Annotated in this window: 6 protein-coding genes, 8 tRNA genes and 10 rRNA genes; 21 read left to right on the top strand and 3 right to left on the bottom strand. The window is 46.2% G+C overall.

Going from position 1 to position 22,098, the window contains the following annotated elements; translation table 11 throughout:
- The first annotated feature begins 61 nt into the window (after window positions 1-61).
- The gene (aroE, locus tag AC2INI_RS13480) at window positions 62-883 is read left to right on the top strand and encodes a shikimate dehydrogenase (RefSeq protein ID WP_122033478.1); all 822 of its coding nucleotides are present in this window, start codon (window positions 62-64) and stop codon (window positions 881-883) included.
- Window positions 883-1,146: a DUF1488 family protein gene (locus tag AC2INI_RS13475; RefSeq protein ID WP_122033479.1), complete on the top strand. Its 264-nt coding sequence runs from the start codon at window positions 883-885 to the stop codon at window positions 1,144-1,146. The genes aroE and AC2INI_RS13475 overlap by 1 nt, the downstream gene beginning before the upstream one ends.
- Here AC2INI_RS13475 and AC2INI_RS13470 read toward each other — a convergent pair.
- Window positions 1,139-1,684: a gamma carbonic anhydrase family protein gene (locus AC2INI_RS13470; protein WP_486305023.1), complete on the bottom strand. Its 546-nt coding sequence runs from the start codon at window positions 1,682-1,684 to the stop codon at window positions 1,139-1,141. The genes AC2INI_RS13475 and AC2INI_RS13470 overlap by 8 nt on opposite strands.
- A 512-nt stretch (window positions 1,685-2,196) precedes the next feature.
- Here AC2INI_RS13470 and AC2INI_RS13465 point away from each other — a divergent pair.
- From AC2INI_RS13465 to rrf (AC2INI_RS13380), 18 genes are all read left to right on the top strand, one after another.
- Window positions 2,197-3,739: ribosomal RNA gene (locus AC2INI_RS13465) — 16S ribosomal RNA — on the top strand.
- A gap of 329 nt (window positions 3,740-4,068) precedes the next feature.
- Window positions 4,069-6,959: ribosomal RNA gene (locus tag AC2INI_RS13460) — 23S ribosomal RNA — on the top strand.
- A gap of 124 nt (window positions 6,960-7,083) precedes the next feature.
- Window positions 7,084-7,199 (top strand): 5S ribosomal RNA (gene rrf / locus AC2INI_RS13455).
- Between the two features lie 399 nt (window positions 7,200-7,598).
- A 16S ribosomal RNA gene (locus AC2INI_RS13450) occupies window positions 7,599-9,141 on the top strand.
- Between the two features lie 96 nt (window positions 9,142-9,237).
- Window positions 9,238-9,313: transfer RNA gene (locus AC2INI_RS13445), tRNA-Glu, on the top strand.
- 2 nt (window positions 9,314-9,315) lie between these two features.
- A tRNA-Lys gene (locus tag AC2INI_RS13440) sits at window positions 9,316-9,391 on the top strand.
- A 31-nt stretch (window positions 9,392-9,422) separates the two neighbouring features.
- A tRNA-Val gene (locus AC2INI_RS13435) sits at window positions 9,423-9,498 on the top strand.
- A gap of 270 nt (window positions 9,499-9,768) precedes the next feature.
- Window positions 9,769-12,659: ribosomal RNA gene (locus AC2INI_RS13430) — 23S ribosomal RNA — on the top strand.
- A 124-nt stretch (window positions 12,660-12,783) separates the two neighbouring features.
- A 5S ribosomal RNA gene (gene rrf / locus AC2INI_RS13425) occupies window positions 12,784-12,899 on the top strand.
- A 399-nt stretch (window positions 12,900-13,298) separates the two neighbouring features.
- A 16S ribosomal RNA gene (locus AC2INI_RS13420) occupies window positions 13,299-14,841 on the top strand.
- 96 nt (window positions 14,842-14,937) lie between these two features.
- A tRNA-Glu gene (locus tag AC2INI_RS13415) sits at window positions 14,938-15,013 on the top strand.
- Window positions 15,014-15,015: 2 nt separating this feature from the next.
- Window positions 15,016-15,091 (top strand) — tRNA-Lys (locus AC2INI_RS13410).
- Between the two features lie 25 nt (window positions 15,092-15,116).
- Window positions 15,117-15,192: transfer RNA gene (locus AC2INI_RS13405), tRNA-Ala, on the top strand.
- Between the two features lie 31 nt (window positions 15,193-15,223).
- Window positions 15,224-15,299 (top strand) — tRNA-Val (locus AC2INI_RS13400).
- Between the two features lie 270 nt (window positions 15,300-15,569).
- Window positions 15,570-18,460 (top strand): 23S ribosomal RNA (locus AC2INI_RS13395).
- A 124-nt stretch (window positions 18,461-18,584) separates the two neighbouring features.
- Window positions 18,585-18,700 (top strand): 5S ribosomal RNA (rrf, locus tag AC2INI_RS13390).
- Window positions 18,701-18,763: 63 nt separating this feature from the next.
- A tRNA-Thr gene (locus AC2INI_RS13385) sits at window positions 18,764-18,840 on the top strand.
- A gap of 17 nt (window positions 18,841-18,857) precedes the next feature.
- A 5S ribosomal RNA gene (gene rrf / locus AC2INI_RS13380) occupies window positions 18,858-18,973 on the top strand.
- The 16S, 23S and 5S rRNA genes sit together here with 8 tRNA genes alongside, the layout of an rRNA operon.
- Before the next feature lie 49 nt (window positions 18,974-19,022).
- On the opposite strand, the gene ilvY is transcribed toward rrf (AC2INI_RS13380), so the two are convergent.
- On the bottom strand, window positions 19,023-19,907 hold the full coding sequence (gene ilvY, locus AC2INI_RS13375) for an HTH-type transcriptional activator IlvY (RefSeq protein ID WP_486305022.1): 885 nt from the start codon (window positions 19,905-19,907) through the stop codon (window positions 19,023-19,025).
- 126 nt (window positions 19,908-20,033) lie between these two features.
- Between ilvY and ilvC the strand changes: the two genes are divergently transcribed.
- Window positions 20,034-21,518, top strand: a complete 1,485-nt coding sequence (gene ilvC / locus AC2INI_RS13370; RefSeq protein WP_122036454.1) for a ketol-acid reductoisomerase — start codon at window positions 20,034-20,036, stop codon at window positions 21,516-21,518.
- Window positions 21,519-21,761: 243 nt separating this feature from the next.
- Here the strand turns inward: ilvC and ubiK are convergent, their stop codons facing one another.
- Window positions 21,762-22,013: a ubiquinone biosynthesis accessory factor UbiK gene (gene ubiK, locus AC2INI_RS13365; RefSeq protein ID WP_486305737.1), complete on the bottom strand. Its 252-nt coding sequence runs from the start codon at window positions 22,011-22,013 to the stop codon at window positions 21,762-21,764.
- Window positions 22,014-22,098 lie beyond the last annotated feature (85 nt).

Here is a 22,098-nt window from a genome sequence, read left to right as displayed (position 1 = left end):
TCTTTGAGGTAAGGTGAGATTAATTTTTACTTTCGTCATTATTTTTAGAGGGAATTGCAACATGGATAAGTATGCGGTTTTTGGTAACCCGATAAAGCAGAGTAAATCTCCATTTATTCATACCTTATTTGCTCGTCAAACAATGCAAAATTTAGAATATGAAGCGATTGAAGCACCAGTTGATAACTTTATTGAGACAGTAACTGCTTTTTTCAGCCACCAAGGGAAAGGATGCAATGTCACTGTGCCTTTTAAAGAAGAGGCATTTCGTTTTGCAGATCAGCTTACAGAAAGAGCAAAATTGGCAGGCGCTGTTAATACGCTAAAAAAACTGGATGATGGAATTATTCTGGGAGATAACACCGATGGCGAAGGGTTAGTTCAAGACTTACTGCAATACCAAGTATTACTTAAAGATAAGCGAATTTTACTTTTAGGTGCTGGTGGAGCGGCTCGAGGTGTCATTCATCCTTTATTAAAGCAAAACCCTGCATCTATTACTATCGTTAACCGTACTTATGAAAAAGCTCAAGAGCTTGTTGAATTATTCTCTCCATATGGTGAGATAGAAGCGATGATGATGAGTGAGGTTAATCGCTCATTTGATATCGTTATTAATTCGACATCAGCGAGCCTTACTGGTCAGCTTCCTCTAATCAGTTCAAGTATCTTTTCTAATAATACGATTAGTTATGACATGATGTATGGTTCAGGGAAAACGGTCTTTAGTCAGTGGGCATTGGACAATAATGCTTATCAGGCTTATGACGGTTTAGGTATGTTAGTTGGCCAAGCTGCGGAGAGCTTTACTGTTTGGAGAGGATTGCGCCCTGGAAGTAAGCAAATCTTACGAGAATTAAGAAAGAACTTAGAAGGTATGTAATGAATCAATCTATTATTTTCTCTGATGACTTATTGGTAGAGAAAGAAAAGCAACAAGTGGTTTTTTCTGCTCAGCAAATGGGAAGTCTAATTAAGTGCTCGGTATCCTTCTTGTGGTTAACGGAAGAAAGTGGAGAGACAGTAAGTACAAGTCAGCAAGCAGAAGAGGCATTTCTTCAATTGCGTTTTGATATAGAAGATAAAGCAGAAGCATTGATTGAAGATGAAGAGTTCAATGCTTCTGGTGGTATAGATATCAGATAGTTTCTTCTTCTATATAGTAATTCTTAAATGAGACATAATTCATTGCTGATTTTTTAAGTGATGCTATTTCCTCTATAGATAGAGGACGAACCTGTTTTACTGGGCTACCTATATAAAGGTAGCCTTTTTTTAATGTTTTATTTGGCGGAACTAAGCTACCGGCCCCAATCATGACATCTTCTTCAATTCGTGCGTTGTCTAAAATGATACTTCCCATACCTACTAGTACGCGATCTTCAATGATGCAGCCATGAAGCATAACCTTGTGACCGATAGTGACATCATTGCCAATGATTAAAGGCGCACCTTTTGGATTGTCTGTATTTTTGTGAGTAACGTGAAGAATAGAGCCATCTTGAATATTTGTTCTCTCACCAATTGAAATATGATTAACATCTCCTCTAGCGACAACTAACGGCCAAACACTTGAATCTTCACCAATGGTAATGTCACCAATTAAAACACTCGATGAATCTATATAAACATTAGAACTAATAGCAGGAAAGGTCGATTTATAGCGACGTAATGACGATTTCATATGATCTCACTTAAAAATGATAAGTTACTGTTAATAGAATGAGCCTAAAAAGCTAATTTAGCATTGATTTGTACGTACTTTAACCATAAAAACATAAATATCAAATAATCTTAAAAAAGAGCTTGCCAATGTGATCGAACTCTCTATAATGCGACCTCACTGACACGGAGAGCCCATCCCATAAGGGATTAGCAATCAGAGTTAGTAAGATGGTTTAGAAATTAAGTTTCAAATAAGTGCTTGACACTGAGGCTTAAATCGATAAAATGACCATCCTCTTCACAGAAAAGCGAAAACGCTTTGAAAGTAGAAGAAAAGCTCTTTAACAATTTGAACCTATTAATCTGTGTGGGCACTTGTGAGTTGATAATCACTAGTTTGCTTTTACTTTTCGAAGTGAATACAAACAAAATAATCAATGAACTGAGTGACTACACAAAATTACTTTTATGTAACAATCAGTATTAATCATTGAGTCGATATCCTTTCTGCTGAAAGGTATCAAAAAACTTTAATTGAAGAGTTTGATCATGGCTCAGATTGAACGCTGGCGGCAGGCCTAACACATGCAAGTCGAGCGGTAACAGAAATTAGCTTGCTAATTTGCTGACGAGCGGCGGACGGGTGAGTAATGCCTGGGAATATGCCTTGATGTGGGGGATAACTATTGGAAACGATAGCTAATACCGCATAATGTCTTCGGACCAAAGAGGGGGATCTTCGGACCTCTCGCGTCAAGATTAGCCCAGGTGAGATTAGCTAGTTGGTGGGGTAAGAGCTCACCAAGGCGACGATCTCTAGCTGGTCTGAGAGGATGATCAGCCACACTGGAACTGAGACACGGTCCAGACTCCTACGGGAGGCAGCAGTGGGGAATATTGCACAATGGGCGAAAGCCTGATGCAGCCATGCCGCGTGTATGAAGAAGGCCTTCGGGTTGTAAAGTACTTTCAGTCGTGAGGAAGGGTGTGTAGTTAATAGCTGCATATCTTGACGTTAGCGACAGAAGAAGCACCGGCTAACTCCGTGCCAGCAGCCGCGGTAATACGGAGGGTGCGAGCGTTAATCGGAATTACTGGGCGTAAAGCGCATGCAGGTGGTTCATTAAGTCAGATGTGAAAGCCCGGGGCTCAACCTCGGAACCGCATTTGAAACTGGTGAACTAGAGTGCTGTAGAGGGGGGTAGAATTTCAGGTGTAGCGGTGAAATGCGTAGAGATCTGAAGGAATACCAGTGGCGAAGGCGGCCCCCTGGACAGACACTGACACTCAGATGCGAAAGCGTGGGGAGCAAACAGGATTAGATACCCTGGTAGTCCACGCCGTAAACGATGTCTACTTGGAGGTTGTGGCCTTGAGCCGTGGCTTTCGGAGCTAACGCGTTAAGTAGACCGCCTGGGGAGTACGGTCGCAAGATTAAAACTCAAATGAATTGACGGGGGCCCGCACAAGCGGTGGAGCATGTGGTTTAATTCGATGCAACGCGAAGAACCTTACCTACTCTTGACATCCACAGAAGAGACCAGAGATGGACTTGTGCCTTCGGGAACTGTGAGACAGGTGCTGCATGGCTGTCGTCAGCTCGTGTTGTGAAATGTTGGGTTAAGTCCCGCAACGAGCGCAACCCTTATCCTTGTTTGCCAGCACATAATGGTGGGAACTCCAGGGAGACTGCCGGTGATAAACCGGAGGAAGGTGGGGACGACGTCAAGTCATCATGGCCCTTACGAGTAGGGCTACACACGTGCTACAATGGCGCATACAGAGGGCTGCAAGCTAGCGATAGTGAGCGAATCCCAAAAAGTGCGTCGTAGTCCGGATCGGAGTCTGCAACTCGACTCCGTGAAGTCGGAATCGCTAGTAATCGTGAATCAGAATGTCACGGTGAATACGTTCCCGGGCCTTGTACACACCGCCCGTCACACCATGGGAGTGGGCTGCAAAAGAAGTGGGTAGTTTAACCTTCGGGAGGACGCTCACCACTTTGTGGTTCATGACTGGGGTGAAGTCGTAACAAGGTAGCCCTAGGGGAACCTGGGGCTGGATCACCTCCTTAAACGATAGATTGCGATTTATGAGTGTTCACACAGATTAATTAGGTTTTAATAAGTTGAAGTGACAGAGCTTTAATTAATGATTTCGATTATTGATTAAAGCTTTTTGCTTTAAGCTCTTTAACAATTTGGAAAGCTGACTGATTTAACTAACTTACGAGTTAGGTAAATCAAAATTTAAAAGTTCTTAATATCTTTTGTTTATCTTAGATAAGCAAATTAAAAACACATTCAAGTGTTCTTGTATTTTGAATCCGGCGAAAAACCAGAACTCGCAATGACGAGTTCAACCTTGGTTGTTTATGCCATACGAAACCTCTTGGGGTTGTATGGTTAAGTGACTAAGCGTACACGGTGGATGCCTTGGCAGTCAGAGGCGATGAAAGACGTATTAACTTGCGATAAGCCCAGATTAGGTAGTAAAAACCTTTTGAGTCTGGGATTTCTGAATGGGGAAACCCACTAGCATAAGCTAGTATCGCTGCGTGAATACATAGCGCAGCGAAGCAAACCGGGAGAACTGAAACATCTAAGTACCCCGAGGAAGAGAAATCAACCGAGATCCCGAAAGTAGCGGCGAGCGAAATTGGGTTAGCCCTTAAGCTTTTAATGAGACAGGTGAAGGCTCTGGAAAGTGCCGCGATACAAGGTGATAGCCCTGTAACCGACATCTCATCATCAGTGAAAACGAGTAAGGCGGGACACGTGATATCCTGTCTGAATATGGGGGGACCATCCTCCAAGGCTAAATACTACTGACTGACCGATAGTGAACCAGTACCGTGAGGGAAAGGCGAAAAGAACCCCTGTGAGGGGAGTGAAATAGAACCTGAAACCGTGTACGTACAAGCAGTAGGAGCATACTTGTTATGTGACTGCGTACCTTTTGTATAATGGGTCAGCGACTTATATTCAGTGGCAAGGTTAACCGTTTAGGGGAGCCGTAGGGAAACCGAGTCTTAACTGGGCGTTCAGTCTCTGGATATAGACCCGAAACCAAGTGATCTAGCCATGGGCAGGTTGAAGGTTGAGTAACATCAACTGGAGGACCGAACCGACTAATGTTGAAAAATTAGCGGATGACTTGTGGCTAGGGGTGAAAGGCCAATCAAACTTGGAGATAGCTGGTTCTCCCCGAAATCTATTTAGGTAGAGCCTCGGACGAATACTACTGGGGGTAGAGCACTGTTAAGGCTAGGGGGTCATCCCGACTTACCAACCCTTTGCAAACTCCGAATACCAGTAAGTACTATCCGGGAGACACACGGCGGGTGCTAACGTCCGTCGTGGAGAGGGAAACAACCCAGACCGCCAGCTAAGGTCCCAAAGTTATAGCTAAGTGGGAAACGATGTGGGAAGGCTCAGACAGCCAGGATGTTGGCTTAGAAGCAGCCATCATTTAAAGAAAGCGTAATAGCTCACTGGTCGAGTCGGCCTGCGCGGAAGATGTAACGGGGCTAAGCTATACACCGAAGCTGCGGCAGTGCAATTTATTGTGCTGGGTAGGGGAGCGTTCTGTAAGCCGTTGAAGGTGGTCTGTAAGGGCTGCTGGAGGTATCAGAAGTGCGAATGCTGACATGAGTAACGATAAAGGGGGTGAAAAACCCCCTCGCCGGAAGACCAAGGGTTCCTGTCCAACGTTAATCGGGGCAGGGTAAGTCGACCCCTAAGGCGAGGCTGAAAAGCGTAGTCGATGGGAAACGGGTTAATATTCCCGTACTTCTTATAATTGCGATGGGGGGACGGAGAAGGCTAGGTAGGCTTGGCGACGGTCGTCCAAGTTCAAGTGCGTAGGCTAAGAGTTTAGGTAAATCCGGACTCTTGTTAGGCTGAGACACGATGTCGAGCACCTACGGGTGTGAAGCTATTGATGCCATACTTCCAGGAAAAGCCTCTAAGCTTCAGATTATAAGGAATCGTACCCCAAACCGACACAGGTGGTCGAGTAGAGAATACTAAGGCGCTTGAGAGAACTCGGGTGAAGGAACTAGGCAAAATGGTACCGTAACTTCGGGAGAAGGTACGCTCCTAGCGGTGATGAGACTTGCTCTCTAAGCTGCCGGGAGTCGCAGATACCAGGTGGCTGCAACTGTTTATTAAAAACATAGCACTGTGCTAAATCGTAAGATGACGTATACGGTGTGACGCCTGCCCGGTGCTTGAAGGTTAATTGATGGGGTTAGACTTCGGTCGAAGCTCTTGATCGAAGCCCAAGTAAACGGCGGCCGTAACTATAACGGTCCTAAGGTAGCGAAATTCCTTGTCGGGTAAGTTCCGACCTGCACGAATGGCGTAATGATGGCCACGCTGTCTCCACCCGAGACTCAGTGAAATTGAAATCGCTGTGAAGATGCAGTGTACCCGCGGCTAGACGGAAAGACCCCGTGAACCTTTACTACAGCTTGGCACTGAACATTGACCCTACATGTGTAGGATAGGTGGGAGCCTTTGAAACCAGTACGCTAGTATTGGTGGAGGCAATCTTGAAATACCACCCTTGTATGCTTGATGTTCTAACGTTGGTCCCTTATCGGGATTGCGGACAGTGCCTGGTGGGTAGTTTGACTGGGGCGGTCTCCTCCCAAAGAGTAACGGAGGAGCACGAAGGTGGGCTAAACACGGTTGGACATCGTGTGGTTAGTGCAATGGCATAAGCCCGCTTGACTGCGAGAATGACAATTCGAGCAGGTGCGAAAGCAGGTCATAGTGATCCGGTGGTTCTGAATGGAAGGGCCATCGCTCAACGGATAAAAGGTACTCCGGGGATAACAGGCTGATACCGCCCAAGAGTTCATATCGACGGCGGTGTTTGGCACCTCGATGTCGGCTCATCACATCCTGGGGCTGAAGTCGGTCCCAAGGGTATGGCTGTTCGCCATTTAAAGTGGTACGCGAGCTGGGTTTAGAACGTCGTGAGACAGTTCGGTCCCTATCTGCCGTGGGCGTTGGATGATTGAAAGGGGCTGCTCCTAGTACGAGAGGACCGGAGTGGACGAACCTCTGGTGTTCGGGTTGTTACGCCAGTAGCATTGCCCGGTAGCTAAGTTCGGGATCGATAAACGCTGAAAGCATCTAAGCGTGAAGCGAGCCTTGAGATGAGTCATCCCTGATACTTTAAGTATCCTAAAGGGTTGTTGAAGACTACGACGTTGATAGGCAGGGTGTGTAAGTGCTGCGAGGCATTGAGCTAACCTGTACTAATTGCCCGTGAGGCTTAACCATACAACACCCAAGGGGTTTTGAACGGATTTGAAGTTGCAAGAACGATATTGAATGTGATTAAGAACGCATATACAGCTTTCCAGATTATTATTTATCTCTTATTGAGGTAGATAGAAAGAATTTGCTTGGCGACCATAGCGTTATGGACCCACCTGATCCCATGCCGAACTCAGAAGTGAAACGTAATAGCGCCGATGGTAGTGTGGGGTTTCCCCATGTGAGAGTAGGACATCGCCAGGCTTGAATTTGAATAAGTGCCCGTTCAATAGAACGGGCTTTTATTTCGCTCCCAGTTTGTCACTGTGAGCCAAGTCAACATAACGTTTTTAAGTCTTTCATAAATAAATGAAAAAGTTGAAAATATTATCTTGACTTTCAAATCAGAAAGCGTATTATACGCAGCCTGAAGCAACGAAGCGGTAACGCTAAGTGGTTGAAAGACAAGCTCTTTAACAATTTAACCAAATCAATCTGTGTGGGCACTTGTGAGTTGATAATCATTAGTTTGCTTTTACTTTTCGAAGTGAATTCAAACAAAATAATCAATGAGCTGAGTGACTACACAAAATTACTTTTATGTAACAATCAGTATTAATCATTGAGCCGGTTTTGTTTCTGCTGAAACAAACCAAAAAACTTTAATTGAAGAGTTTGATCATGGCTCAGATTGAACGCTGGCGGCAGGCCTAACACATGCAAGTCGAGCGGTAACAGAAATTAGCTTGCTAATTTGCTGACGAGCGGCGGACGGGTGAGTAATGCCTGGGAATATGCCTTGATGTGGGGGATAACTATTGGAAACGATAGCTAATACCGCATAATGTCTTCGGACCAAAGAGGGGGATCTTCGGACCTCTCGCGTCAAGATTAGCCCAGGTGAGATTAGCTAGTTGGTGGGGTAAGAGCTCACCAAGGCGACGATCTCTAGCTGGTCTGAGAGGATGATCAGCCACACTGGAACTGAGACACGGTCCAGACTCCTACGGGAGGCAGCAGTGGGGAATATTGCACAATGGGCGAAAGCCTGATGCAGCCATGCCGCGTGTATGAAGAAGGCCTTCGGGTTGTAAAGTACTTTCAGTCGTGAGGAAGGGTGTGTAGTTAATAGCTGCACATCTTGACGTTAGCGACAGAAGAAGCACCGGCTAACTCCGTGCCAGCAGCCGCGGTAATACGGAGGGTGCGAGCGTTAATCGGAATTACTGGGCGTAAAGCGCATGCAGGTGGTTCATTAAGTCAGATGTGAAAGCCCGGGGCTCAACCTCGGAACCGCATTTGAAACTGGTGAACTAGAGTGCTGTAGAGGGGGGTAGAATTTCAGGTGTAGCGGTGAAATGCGTAGAGATCTGAAGGAATACCAGTGGCGAAGGCGGCCCCCTGGACAGACACTGACACTCAGATGCGAAAGCGTGGGGAGCAAACAGGATTAGATACCCTGGTAGTCCACGCCGTAAACGATGTCTACTTGGAGGTTGTGGCCTTGAGCCGTGGCTTTCGGAGCTAACGCGTTAAGTAGACCGCCTGGGGAGTACGGTCGCAAGATTAAAACTCAAATGAATTGACGGGGGCCCGCACAAGCGGTGGAGCATGTGGTTTAATTCGATGCAACGCGAAGAACCTTACCTACTCTTGACATCCACAGAAGAGACCAGAGATGGACTTGTGCCTTCGGGAACTGTGAGACAGGTGCTGCATGGCTGTCGTCAGCTCGTGTTGTGAAATGTTGGGTTAAGTCCCGCAACGAGCGCAACCCTTATCCTTGTTTGCCAGCACGTAATGGTGGGAACTCCAGGGAGACTGCCGGTGATAAACCGGAGGAAGGTGGGGACGACGTCAAGTCATCATGGCCCTTACGAGTAGGGCTACACACGTGCTACAATGGCGCATACAGAGGGCTGCAAGCTAGCGATAGTGAGCGAATCCCAAAAAGTGCGTCGTAGTCCGGATCGGAGTCTGCAACTCGACTCCGTGAAGTCGGAATCGCTAGTAATCGTGAATCAGAATGTCACGGTGAATACGTTCCCGGGCCTTGTACACACCGCCCGTCACACCATGGGAGTGGGCTGCAAAAGAAGTGGGTAGTTTAACCTTCGGGAGGACGCTCACCACTTTGTGGTTCATGACTGGGGTGAAGTCGTAACAAGGTAGCCCTAGGGGAACCTGGGGCTGGATCACCTCCTTAAACGATAGATTGCGATTTATGAGTGTTCACACAGATTGATTAGGTTAAAAACGTAAAGAAGCAATAGAAGGTGCCCAACACCTTCAAATATCCAGTGTCCCGTTCGTCTAGAGGCCTAGGACACCGCCCTTTCACGGCGGTAACAGGGGTTCGACTCCCCTACGGGATACCATTGGGTCGTTAGCTCAGTTGGTAGAGCAGTTGACTTTTAATCAATTGGTCGCAGGTTCGAATCCTGCACGACCCACCATTCTTTCTCACGAAGGAATTAAAACTTTCGTGGGCGATTAGCTCAGTTGGGAGAGCACCTCCCTTACAAGGAGGGGGTCACTGGTTCGAGCCCGGTATCGCCCACCATCTTTAAGTATTCTCCCTGAGAGTCTTTAAAAATGGTTTCGAAAGAAACATTGCTCTTTAACAATTTGGAAAGCTGACTGATTTAACTGACTTACGAGTTAGATAAATCAAAATTTAAAAGTTCTTAATATCTTTTGTTTATCTTTTAGATAAACAAATTAAAAACACATTCAAGTGTTCTTGTATTTTGAATCCGGCGAAAAACCAGAACTCGCAATGACGAGTTCAACCTTGGTTGTTTATGCCATACGAAACCTCTTGGGGTTGTATGGTTAAGTGACTAAGCGTACACGGTGGATGCCTTGGCAGTCAGAGGCGATGAAAGACGTATTAACTTGCGATAAGCGTAGATTAGGTAGTAAAAACCATTTGAGTCTACGATTTCTGAATGGGGAAACCCACTAGCATAAGCTAGTATCGCTGCGTGAATACATAGCGCAGCGAGGCAAACCGGGAGAACTGAAACATCTAAGTACCCCGAGGAAGAGAAATCAACCGAGATCCCGAAAGTAGCGGCGAGCGAAATTGGGTTAGCCCTTAAGCTTTTAATGAGACAGGTGAAGGCTCTGGAAAGTGCCGCGATACAAGGTGATAGCCCTGTAACCGACATCTCATCATCAGTGAAAACGAGTAAGGCGGGACACGTGATATCCTGTCTGAATATGGGGGGACCATCCTCCAAGGCTAAATACTACTGACTGACCGATAGTGAACCAGTACCGTGAGGGAAAGGCGAAAAGAACCCCTGTGAGGGGAGTGAAATAGAACCTGAAACCGTGTACGTACAAGCAGTAGGAGCATACTTGTTATGTGACTGCGTACCTTTTGTATAATGGGTCAGCGACTTATATTCAGTGGCAAGGTTAACCGTTTAGGGGAGCCGTAGGGAAACCGAGTCTTAACTGGGCGTTCAGTCTCTGGATATAGACCCGAAACCAAGTGATCTAGCCATGGGCAGGTTGAAGGTTGAGTAACATCAACTGGAGGACCGAACCGACTAATGTTGAAAAATTAGCGGATGACTTGTGGCTAGGGGTGAAAGGCCAATCAAACTTGGAGATAGCTGGTTCTCCCCGAAATCTATTTAGGTAGAGCCTCGGACGAATACTACTGGGGGTAGAGCACTGTTAAGGCTAGGGGGTCATCCCGACTTACCAACCCTTTGCAAACTCCGAATACCAGTAAGTACTATCCGGGAGACACACGGCGGGTGCTAACGTCCGTCGTGGAGAGGGAAACAACCCAGACCGCCAGCTAAGGTCCCAAAGTTATAGCTAAGTGGGAAACGATGTGGGAAGGCTCAGACAGCCAGGATGTTGGCTTAGAAGCAGCCATCATTTAAAGAAAGCGTAATAGCTCACTGGTCGAGTCGGCCTGCGCGGAAGATGTAACGGGGCTAAGCTATACACCGAAGCTGCGGCAGTGCAATTTATTGTGCTGGGTAGGGGAGCGTTCTGTAAGCCGTTGAAGGTGGTCTGTAAGGGCTGCTGGAGGTATCAGAAGTGCGAATGCTGACATGAGTAACGATAAAGGGGGTGAAAAACCCCCTCGCCGGAAGACCAAGGGTTCCTGTCCAACGTTAATCGGGGCAGGGTAAGTCGACCCCTAAGGCGAGGCTGAAAAGCGTAGTCGATGGGAAACGGGTTAATATTCCCGTACTTCTTATAATTGCGATGGGGGGACGGAGAAGGCTAGGTAGGCTTGGCGACGGTCGTCCAAGTTCAAGTGCGTAGGCTAAGAGTTTAGGTAAATCCGGACTCTTGTTAGGCTGAGACACGATGTCGAGCACCTACGGGTGTGAAGCTATTGATGCCATACTTCCAGGAAAAGCCTCTAAGCTTCAGATTATAAGGAATCGTACCCCAAACCGACACAGGTGGTCGAGTAGAGAATACTAAGGCGCTTGAGAGAACTCGGGTGAAGGAACTAGGCAAAATGGTACCGTAACTTCGGGAGAAGGTACGCTCCTAGCGGTGATGAGACTTGCTCTCTAAGCTGCCGGGAGTCGCAGATACCAGGTGGCTGCAACTGTTTATTAAAAACATAGCACTGTGCTAAATCGTAAGATGACGTATACGGTGTGACGCCTGCCCGGTGCTTGAAGGTTAATTGATGGGGTTAGACTTCGGTCGAAGCTCTTGATCGAAGCCCAAGTAAACGGCGGCCGTAACTATAACGGTCCTAAGGTAGCGAAATTCCTTGTCGGGTAAGTTCCGACCTGCACGAATGGCGTAATGATGGCCACGCTGTCTCCACCCGAGACTCAGTGAAATTGAAATCGCTGTGAAGATGCAGTGTACCCGCGGCTAGACGGAAAGACCCCGTGAACCTTTACTACAGCTTGGCACTGAACATTGACCCTACATGTGTAGGATAGGTGGGAGCCTTTGAAACCAGTACGCTAGTATTGGTGGAGGCAATCTTGAAATACCACCCTTGTATGCTTGATGTTCTAACGTTGGTCCCTTATCGGGATTGCGGACAGTGCCTGGTGGGTAGTTTGACTGGGGCGGTCTCCTCCCAAAGAGTAACGGAGGAGCACGAAGGTGGGCTAAACACGGTTGGACATCGTGTGGTTAGTGCAATGGCATAAGCCCGCTTGACTGCGAGAATGACAATTCGAGCAGGTGCGAAAGCAGGTCATAGTGATCCGGTGGTTCTGAATGGAAGGGCCATCGCTCAACGGATAAAAGGTACTCCGGGGATAACAGGCTGATACCGCCCAAGAGTTCATATCGACGGCGGTGTTTGGCACCTCGATGTCGGCTCATCACATCCTGGGGCTGAAGTCGGTCCCAAGGGTATGGCTGTTCGCCATTTAAAGTGGTACGCGAGCTGGGTTTAGAACGTCGTGAGACAGTTCGGTCCCTATCTGCCGTGGGCGTTGGATGATTGAAAGGGGCTGCTCCTAGTACGAGAGGACCGGAGTGGACGAACCTCTGGTGTTCGGGTTGTTACGCCAGTAGCATTGCCCGGTAGCTAAGTTCGGGATCGATAAACGCTGAAAGCATCTAAGCGTGAAGCGAGCCTTGAGATGAGTCATCCCTGATACTTTAAGTATCCTAAAGGGTTGTTGAAGACTACGACGTTGATAGGCAGGGTGTGTAAGTGCTGCGAGGCATTGAGCTAACCTGTACTAATTGCCCGTGAGGCTTAACCATACAACACCCAAGGGGTTTTGAACGGATTTGAAGTTGCAAGAACGATATTGAATGTGATTAAGAACGCATATACAGCTTTCCAGATTATTATTTATCTCTTATTGAGGTAGATAGAAAGAATTTGCTTGGCGACCATAGCGTTATGGACCCACCTGATCCCATGCCGAACTCAGAAGTGAAACGTAATAGCGCCGATGGTAGTGTGGGGTTTCCCCATGTGAGAGTAGGACATCGCCAGGCTTGAATTTGAATAAGTGCCCGTTCAATAGAACGGGCTTTTATTTCGCTCCCAGTTTGTCACTGTGAGCCAAGTCAACATAACGTTTTTAAGTCTTTCATAAATAAATGAAAAAGTTGAAAATATTATCTTGACTTTCAAATCAGAAAGCGTATTATACGCAGCCTGAAGCAACGAAGCGGTAACGCTAAGTGGTTGAAAGACAAGCTCTTTAACAATTTAACCAAATCAATCTGTGTGGGCACTTGTGAGTTGATAATCATTAGTTTGCTTTTACTTTTCGAAGTGAATTCAAACAAAATAATCAATGAGCTGAGTGACTACACAAAATTACTTTTATGTAACAATCAGTATTAATCATTGAGCCGGTTTTGTTTCTGCTGAAACAAACCAAAAAACTTTAATTGAAGAGTTTGATCATGGCTCAGATTGAACGCTGGCGGCAGGCCTAACACATGCAAGTCGAGCGGTAACAGAAATTAGCTTGCTAATTTGCTGACGAGCGGCGGACGGGTGAGTAATGCCTGGGAATATGCCTTGATGTGGGGGATAACTATTGGAAACGATAGCTAATACCGCATAATGTCTTCGGACCAAAGAGGGGGATCTTCGGACCTCTCGCGTCAAGATTAGCCCAGGTGAGATTAGCTAGTTGGTGGGGTAAGAGCTCACCAAGGCGACGATCTCTAGCTGGTCTGAGAGGATGATCAGCCACACTGGAACTGAGACACGGTCCAGACTCCTACGGGAGGCAGCAGTGGGGAATATTGCACAATGGGCGAAAGCCTGATGCAGCCATGCCGCGTGTATGAAGAAGGCCTTCGGGTTGTAAAGTACTTTCAGTCGTGAGGAAGGGTGTGTAGTTAATAGCTGCACATCTTGACGTTAGCGACAGAAGAAGCACCGGCTAACTCCGTGCCAGCAGCCGCGGTAATACGGAGGGTGCGAGCGTTAATCGGAATTACTGGGCGTAAAGCGCATGCAGGTGGTTCATTAAGTCAGATGTGAAAGCCCGGGGCTCAACCTCGGAACCGCATTTGAAACTGGTGAACTAGAGTGCTGTAGAGGGGGGTAGAATTTCAGGTGTAGCGGTGAAATGCGTAGAGATCTGAAGGAATACCAGTGGCGAAGGCGGCCCCCTGGACAGACACTGACACTCAGATGCGAAAGCGTGGGGAGCAAACAGGATTAGATACCCTGGTAGTCCACGCCGTAAACGATGTCTACTTGGAGGTTGTGGCCTTGAGCCGTGGCTTTCGGAGCTAACGCGTTAAGTAGACCGCCTGGGGAGTACGGTCGCAAGATTAAAACTCAAATGAATTGACGGGGGCCCGCACAAGCGGTGGAGCATGTGGTTTAATTCGATGCAACGCGAAGAACCTTACCTACTCTTGACATCCACAGAAGAGACCAGAGATGGACTTGTGCCTTCGGGAACTGTGAGACAGGTGCTGCATGGCTGTCGTCAGCTCGTGTTGTGAAATGTTGGGTTAAGTCCCGCAACGAGCGCAACCCTTATCCTTGTTTGCCAGCACGTAATGGTGGGAACTCCAGGGAGACTGCCGGTGATAAACCGGAGGAAGGTGGGGACGACGTCAAGTCATCATGGCCCTTACGAGTAGGGCTACACACGTGCTACAATGGCGCATACAGAGGGCTGCAAGCTAGCGATAGTGAGCGAATCCCAAAAAGTGCGTCGTAGTCCGGATCGGAGTCTGCAACTCGACTCCGTGAAGTCGGAATCGCTAGTAATCGTGAATCAGAATGTCACGGTGAATACGTTCCCGGGCCTTGTACACACCGCCCGTCACACCATGGGAGTGGGCTGCAAAAGAAGTGGGTAGTTTAACCTTCGGGAGGACGCTCACCACTTTGTGGTTCATGACTGGGGTGAAGTCGTAACAAGGTAGCCCTAGGGGAACCTGGGGCTGGATCACCTCCTTAAACGATAGATTGCGATTTATGAGTGTTCACACAGATTGATTAGGTTAAAAACGTAAAGAAGCAATAGAAGGTGCCCAACACCTTCAAATATCCAGTGTCCCGTTCGTCTAGAGGCCTAGGACACCGCCCTTTCACGGCGGTAACAGGGGTTCGACTCCCCTACGGGATACCATTGGGTCGTTAGCTCAGTTGGTAGAGCAGTTGACTTTTAATCAATTGGTCGCAGGTTCGAATCCTGCACGACCCACCATTTCCTCCCAAGGAAATAAAAATATGGGGCTATAGCTCAGCTGGGAGAGCGCCTGCCTTGCACGCAGGAGGTCTGCGGTTCGATCCCGCATAGCTCCACCATTCTTTCTCACGAAGGAATTAAAACTTTCGTGGGCGATTAGCTCAGTTGGGAGAGCACCTCCCTTACAAGGAGGGGGTCACTGGTTCGAGCCCGGTATCGCCCACCATCTTTAAGTATTCTCCCTGAGAGTCTTTAAAAATGGTTTCGAAAGAAACATTGCTCTTTAACAATTTGGAAAGCTGACTGATTTAACTGACTTACGAGTTAGATAAATCAAAATTTAAAAGTTCTTAATATCTTTTGTTTATCTTTTAGATAAACAAATTAAAAACACATTCAAGTGTTCTTGTATTTTGAATCCGGCGAAAAACCAGAACTCGCAATGACGAGTTCAACCTTGGTTGTTTATGCCATACGAAACCTCTTGGGGTTGTATGGTTAAGTGACTAAGCGTACACGGTGGATGCCTTGGCAGTCAGAGGCGATGAAAGACGTATTAACTTGCGATAAGCGTAGATTAGGTAGTAAAAACCATTTGAGTCTACGATTTCTGAATGGGGAAACCCACTAGCATAAGCTAGTATCGCTGCGTGAATACATAGCGCAGCGAAGCAAACCGGGAGAACTGAAACATCTAAGTACCCCGAGGAAGAGAAATCAACCGAGATCCCGAAAGTAGCGGCGAGCGAAATTGGGTTAGCCCTTAAGCTTTTAATGAGACAGGTGAAGGCTCTGGAAAGTGCCGCGATACAAGGTGATAGCCCTGTAACCGACATCTCATCATCAGTGAAAACGAGTAAGGCGGGACACGTGATATCCTGTCTGAATATGGGGGGACCATCCTCCAAGGCTAAATACTACTGACTGACCGATAGTGAACCAGTACCGTGAGGGAAAGGCGAAAAGAACCCCTGTGAGGGGAGTGAAATAGAACCTGAAACCGTGTACGTACAAGCAGTAGGAGCATACTTGTTATGTGACTGCGTACCTTTTGTATAATGGGTCAGCGACTTATATTCAGTGGCAAGGTTAACCGTTTAGGGGAGCCGTAGGGAAACCGAGTCTTAACTGGGCGTTCAGTCTCTGGATATAGACCCGAAACCAAGTGATCTAGCCATGGGCAGGTTGAAGGTTGAGTAACATCAACTGGAGGACCGAACCGACTAATGTTGAAAAATTAGCGGATGACTTGTGGCTAGGGGTGAAAGGCCAATCAAACTTGGAGATAGCTGGTTCTCCCCGAAATCTATTTAGGTAGAGCCTCGGACGAATACTACTGGGGGTAGAGCACTGTTAAGGCTAGGGGGTCATCCCGACTTACCAACCCTTTGCAAACTCCGAATACCAGTAAGTACTATCCGGGAGACACACGGCGGGTGCTAACGTCCGTCGTGGAGAGGGAAACAACCCAGACCGCCAGCTAAGGTCCCAAAGTTATAGCTAAGTGGGAAACGATGTGGGAAGGCTCAGACAGCCAGGATGTTGGCTTAGAAGCAGCCATCATTTAAAGAAAGCGTAATAGCTCACTGGTCGAGTCGGCCTGCGCGGAAGATGTAACGGGGCTAAGCTATACACCGAAGCTGCGGCAGTGCAATTTATTGTGCTGGGTAGGGGAGCGTTCTGTAAGCCGTTGAAGGTGGTCTGTAAGGGCTGCTGGAGGTATCAGAAGTGCGAATGCTGACATGAGTAACGATAAAGGGGGTGAAAAACCCCCTCGCCGGAAGACCAAGGGTTCCTGTCCAACGTTAATCGGGGCAGGGTAAGTCGACCCCTAAGGCGAGGCTGAAAAGCGTAGTCGATGGGAAACGGGTTAATATTCCCGTACTTCTTATAATTGCGATGGGGGGACGGAGAAGGCTAGGTAGGCTTGGCGACGGTCGTCCAAGTTCAAGTGCGTAGGCTAAGAGTTTAGGTAAATCCGGACTCTTGTTAGGCTGAGACACGATGTCGAGCACCTACGGGTGTGAAGCTATTGATGCCATACTTCCAGGAAAAGCCTCTAAGCTTCAGATTATAAGGAATCGTACCCCAAACCGACACAGGTGGTCGAGTAGAGAATACTAAGGCGCTTGAGAGAACTCGGGTGAAGGAACTAGGCAAAATGGTACCGTAACTTCGGGAGAAGGTACGCTCCTAGCGGTGATGAGACTTGCTCTCTAAGCTGCCGGGAGTCGCAGATACCAGGTGGCTGCAACTGTTTATTAAAAACATAGCACTGTGCTAAATCGTAAGATGACGTATACGGTGTGACGCCTGCCCGGTGCTTGAAGGTTAATTGATGGGGTTAGACTTCGGTCGAAGCTCTTGATCGAAGCCCAAGTAAACGGCGGCCGTAACTATAACGGTCCTAAGGTAGCGAAATTCCTTGTCGGGTAAGTTCCGACCTGCACGAATGGCGTAATGATGGCCACGCTGTCTCCACCCGAGACTCAGTGAAATTGAAATCGCTGTGAAGATGCAGTGTACCCGCGGCTAGACGGAAAGACCCCGTGAACCTTTACTACAGCTTGGCACTGAACATTGACCCTACATGTGTAGGATAGGTGGGAGCCTTTGAAACCAGTACGCTAGTATTGGTGGAGGCAATCTTGAAATACCACCCTTGTATGCTTGATGTTCTAACGTTGGTCCCTTATCGGGATTGCGGACAGTGTCTGGTGGGTAGTTTGACTGGGGCGGTCTCCTCCCAAAGAGTAACGGAGGAGCACGAAGGTGGGCTAAACACGGTTGGACATCGTGTGGTTAGTGCAATGGCATAAGCCCGCTTGACTGCGAGAATGACAATTCGAGCAGGTGCGAAAGCAGGTCATAGTGATCCGGTGGTTCTGAATGGAAGGGCCATCGCTCAACGGATAAAAGGTACTCCGGGGATAACAGGCTGATACCGCCCAAGAGTTCATATCGACGGCGGTGTTTGGCACCTCGATGTCGGCTCATCACATCCTGGGGCTGAAGTCGGTCCCAAGGGTATGGCTGTTCGCCATTTAAAGTGGTACGCGAGCTGGGTTTAGAACGTCGTGAGACAGTTCGGTCCCTATCTGCCGTGGGCGTTGGATGATTGAAAGGGGCTGCTCCTAGTACGAGAGGACCGGAGTGGACGAACCTCTGGTGTTCGGGTTGTTACGCCAGTAGCATTGCCCGGTAGCTAAGTTCGGGATCGATAAACGCTGAAAGCATCTAAGCGTGAAGCGAGCCTTGAGATGAGTCATCCCTGATACTTTAAGTATCCTAAAGGGTTGTTGAAGACTACGACGTTGATAGGCAGGGTGTGTAAGTGCTGCGAGGCATTGAGCTAACCTGTACTAATTGCCCGTGAGGCTTAACCATACAACACCCAAGGGGTTTTGAACGGATTTGAAGTTGCAAGAACGATATTGAATGTGATTAAGAACGCATACACAGCTTTCCAGATTATTATTTATCTCTTATTGAGGTAGATAGAAAGAATTTGCTTGGCGACCATAGCGTTATGGACCCACCTGATCCCATGCCGAACTCAGAAGTGAAACGTAATAGCGCCGATGGTAGTGTGGGGTTTCCCCATGTGAGAGTAGGACATCGCCAGGCTTGAATTTTAAAAAGCCATCCAAAGGATGGCTTTTTTTCGATTACAAAAGTAAATAGTTTATTGCTGATATAGCTCAGCCCGGTAGAGCGCACCCTTGGTAAGGGTGAGGTCCCCAGTTCGAGTCTGGGTATCAGCACCATTTACTGACAGATTTTGCTTAGCGACCATAGCATTATGGACCCACCTGATCCCATGCCGAACTCAGAAGTGAAACATAATAGCGCCGATGGTAGTGTGGGGTTTCCCCATGTGAGAGTAGGACATCGCTAGGCTCAAATTTTAAAAGGCTTCCCATTGGGAAGCCTTTTTTCGTTTTAATCGCTAAATAAATGTATTTTCTGCGACTTGCCAAAGAGCCTGAATGACAGAGTCGTTTAGTTTTGATTTTTTACAACATAATCCTAATTTAAAAGGCGCTATAGGCGATATATTTAGGCGTTGAACTTTGTCTTTAACTGGGCTGTTATTGATTACTACGTCTGGAGCAATACCTATACCGCAGCCTAACGCCACCATACTAACAATTGCTTCATGCCCTGATACTTGAGCGTAAATTGTGGGTTTGATTTTCTGCTCCTTAAACCATTGATTCGCTCTATTCCTCGCAGTCCCTGATTCAGGCAAAATAAAAGGCAATGACTTCCAATTTGTATTTTCTTTATTAATTTCACTGACGAAGTGATTGTTACCAATTGGAGCAATGATCGAAAGTGGAATTTCACTGATAATTTCAAAGGCGAGTTTATTTGATAGGGTTTCTGGAAGAGCTGATATTGCAATATCGACTTCTGATGTTTCAATCTTATTGATCGCTTGAGCTGGATCACCGGTAGATAGTTTAATGTCTATATGGGGATAGTTAACTTTAAAGTCGTTTAATAATTGAGGTAAATGACTGTAGCTTGCCGTCACTGAGCAAAATAAATTAAGCTGACCCTTAAGTGTATTATTCACAGTATTAGAGCTTGCTTTGTAACCACTCCATTCCGCACATATATTCAAGGCTATAGGTATAAGTTGCTTAGCCGCCGTTGTTAGTTCAACACTTCGATTATCTCTAATAAAAAGTGGATGTCCAACGTCATCTTCTAGTTTTTGAATTTGTCGGCTTAAAGCTGAGGGACTTAAATGCATCGCTTTTGATGTTTGAGTAAAGCTATGACTTTCACAAAGATGTAGGAAAGTTTGTAGAAGTTTTATGTTCATTTATGTTGCCTATATTGCAATCATGTATTGCTAATATATCACTTTTGACAATGTTAATCTTTCGTTATTATCTTTTTATACACAAGATCATCCTAATGGATTAAATGATATTTATGGAGTTTTATCATGGCTAATTACTTTAACACACTGAATTTACGCGAGCAGTTGGATCAACTTGGTCGTTGTCGCTTTATGGACCGTGAGGAATTTGCAACAGAAGCTGATTACCTTAAAGGAAAGAAGGTGGTTATTGTAGGTTGTGGTGCTCAAGGTCTTAATCAAGGTCTTAATATGCGTGACTCAGGCTTAGATGTAGCATATGCGCTACGTCAAGCTGCGATTGATGAACAACGTCAGTCGTATAAAAATGCCAAAGAAAATGGCTTTGAAGTTGCTAGCTATGAAAAACTAATCCCTCAAGCAGATCTTGTTGTTAACCTGACGCCAGATAAACAACATACAAATGTTGTTGAAACGGTAATGCCACTAATGAAAGAAGGCGCTGCACTAGGTTACTCTCATGGCTTTAATGTTGTAGAAGAAGGGATGCAGATCCGTAAAGATATAACGGTTGTTATGGTCGCTCCTAAATGTCCTGGTACAGAAGTACGTGAAGAATATAAGCGTGGTTTTGGTGTACCTACATTGATAGCTGTTCACCCTGAAAATGATCCAAAAGGTGAAGGCTGGGATATTGCAAAAGCATGGGCTGCAGGTACTGGTGGTCACAGAGCTGGTTGTCTTGAGTCTTCTTTTGTCGCTGAAGTTAAATCTGATTTAATGGGTGAGCAAACAATCCTTTGTGGCATGCTACAAGCGGGTTCAATTGTATCTTATGAGAAAATGATCGCTGATGGCATTGAACCTGGTTATGCCGGTAAATTGCTACAGTTTGGTTGGGAAACAATTACCGAAGCACTTAAGTTCGGTGGTGTTACTCACATGATGGATCGTCTATCTAATCCTGCAAAAGTGAAGGCATTCGAATTATCTGAAGAGCTAAAAGAGTTAATGCGTCCTCTATATAACAAACATATGGATGATATTATTCAAGGTGAATTTTCTCGTACAATGATGGCTGATTGGGCTAATGATGATGTGAATCTATTAGGCTGGCGTGAAGAGACAGGTCAAACTGCATTTGAAAATTACCCTGAGTCAGACGTAGAGATTTCAGAGCAAGAATATTTTGATAACGGTATTCTACTTGTTGCTATGGTTCGTGCTGGTGTTGAATTAGCCTTTGAAGCAATGACTTCATCAGGTATTGTTGATGAATCTGCATACTACGAATCACTGCATGAGCTACCGCTAATTGCAAATACAGTTGCTCGTAAGCGTTTGTATGAAATGAATGTAGTAATTTCTGATACGGCTGAATATGGTAACTATTTATTTGCTAATGTAGCAACGCCACTACTTCGTGAGAAGTTTATGACATCAGTTGAGACTAACGTAATTGGCCGTGGCTTGGGTGAAACATCAAATCAAGTTGATAATGCAACGTTAATCGCTGTTAATGAAGCAATTCGTAACCACCCAGTAGAATATATCGGTGAAGAGCTACGTAGCTATATGAGTGATATGAAGCGTATTGCCGTTGGTGGCTAATTAATACCAAATGAATATAAAAATGGCTTAACCAGTGATGGTTAAGCCATTTTTTTATGCGTAAATTATGTTTCTATCGAGTTATACCAATCGTAGTAAATAACTGATCATCCTAGCTGGTTAAAATGCTCGATAACTGCGTTGAAATTTTTGATTGTAGAATAACTACTTATCAAAAAATTTCGTCTTGTTCTCAAGCATTTTCCTGCGCTATTTCTGCTCACTTACTTACTGTGATTGGTATTACTTTTCTAATAGTTTCTCTTCTAATTCAGCCAGTTTTTGTTCCATTGCCGTTAGTTTTTGGCGAGTGCGTAGTAGAACTTGAGTTTGAACATCAAATTCCTCTCTACCTACAACATCGAGCTTATTTAATTGGCCTTGGATAACTTGGCGAACTTTTTGCTCAACATCAGTACCTAGCTCTTTTACTGGTTGAGGCATTGAGTCATGAATTTGTTTTGCTACTTGTTCTAGTTTCTTTGGATCAAACATCATTTACCCTTAATTGAATATTTTCTTTATTCTAAGTAAAGCCTTGCCAATTGTCGCTATCGAAATAAAAAAAAGGCTACCGAAG

Source organism: Aliivibrio friggae (genome assembly GCF_057368515.1).
Note: the sequence above shows the minus strand (reverse complement) of the source record. Positions and strands in the feature narration are given on the sequence as shown.

Coding starts and splice junctions, on each gene's coding strand:
- aroE (WP_122033478.1), top strand. CDS start 62: ATGGATAAGTATGCGGTTTTTGGTAACCCGATAAAGCAGAGTAAATCT.
- AC2INI_RS13475 (WP_122033479.1), top strand. CDS start 883: ATGAATCAATCTATTATTTTCTCTGATGACTTATTGGTAGAGAAAGAA.
- AC2INI_RS13470 (WP_486305023.1), bottom strand. CDS start 1,684: ATGAAATCGTCATTACGTCGCTATAAATCGACCTTTCCTGCTATTAGT.
- ilvY (WP_486305022.1), bottom strand. CDS start 19,907: ATGAACATAAAACTTCTACAAACTTTCCTACATCTTTGTGAAAGTCAT.
- ilvC (WP_122036454.1), top strand. CDS start 20,034: ATGGCTAATTACTTTAACACACTGAATTTACGCGAGCAGTTGGATCAA.
- ubiK (WP_486305737.1), bottom strand. CDS start 22,013: ATGTTTGATCCAAAGAAACTAGAACAAGTAGCAAAACAAATTCATGAC.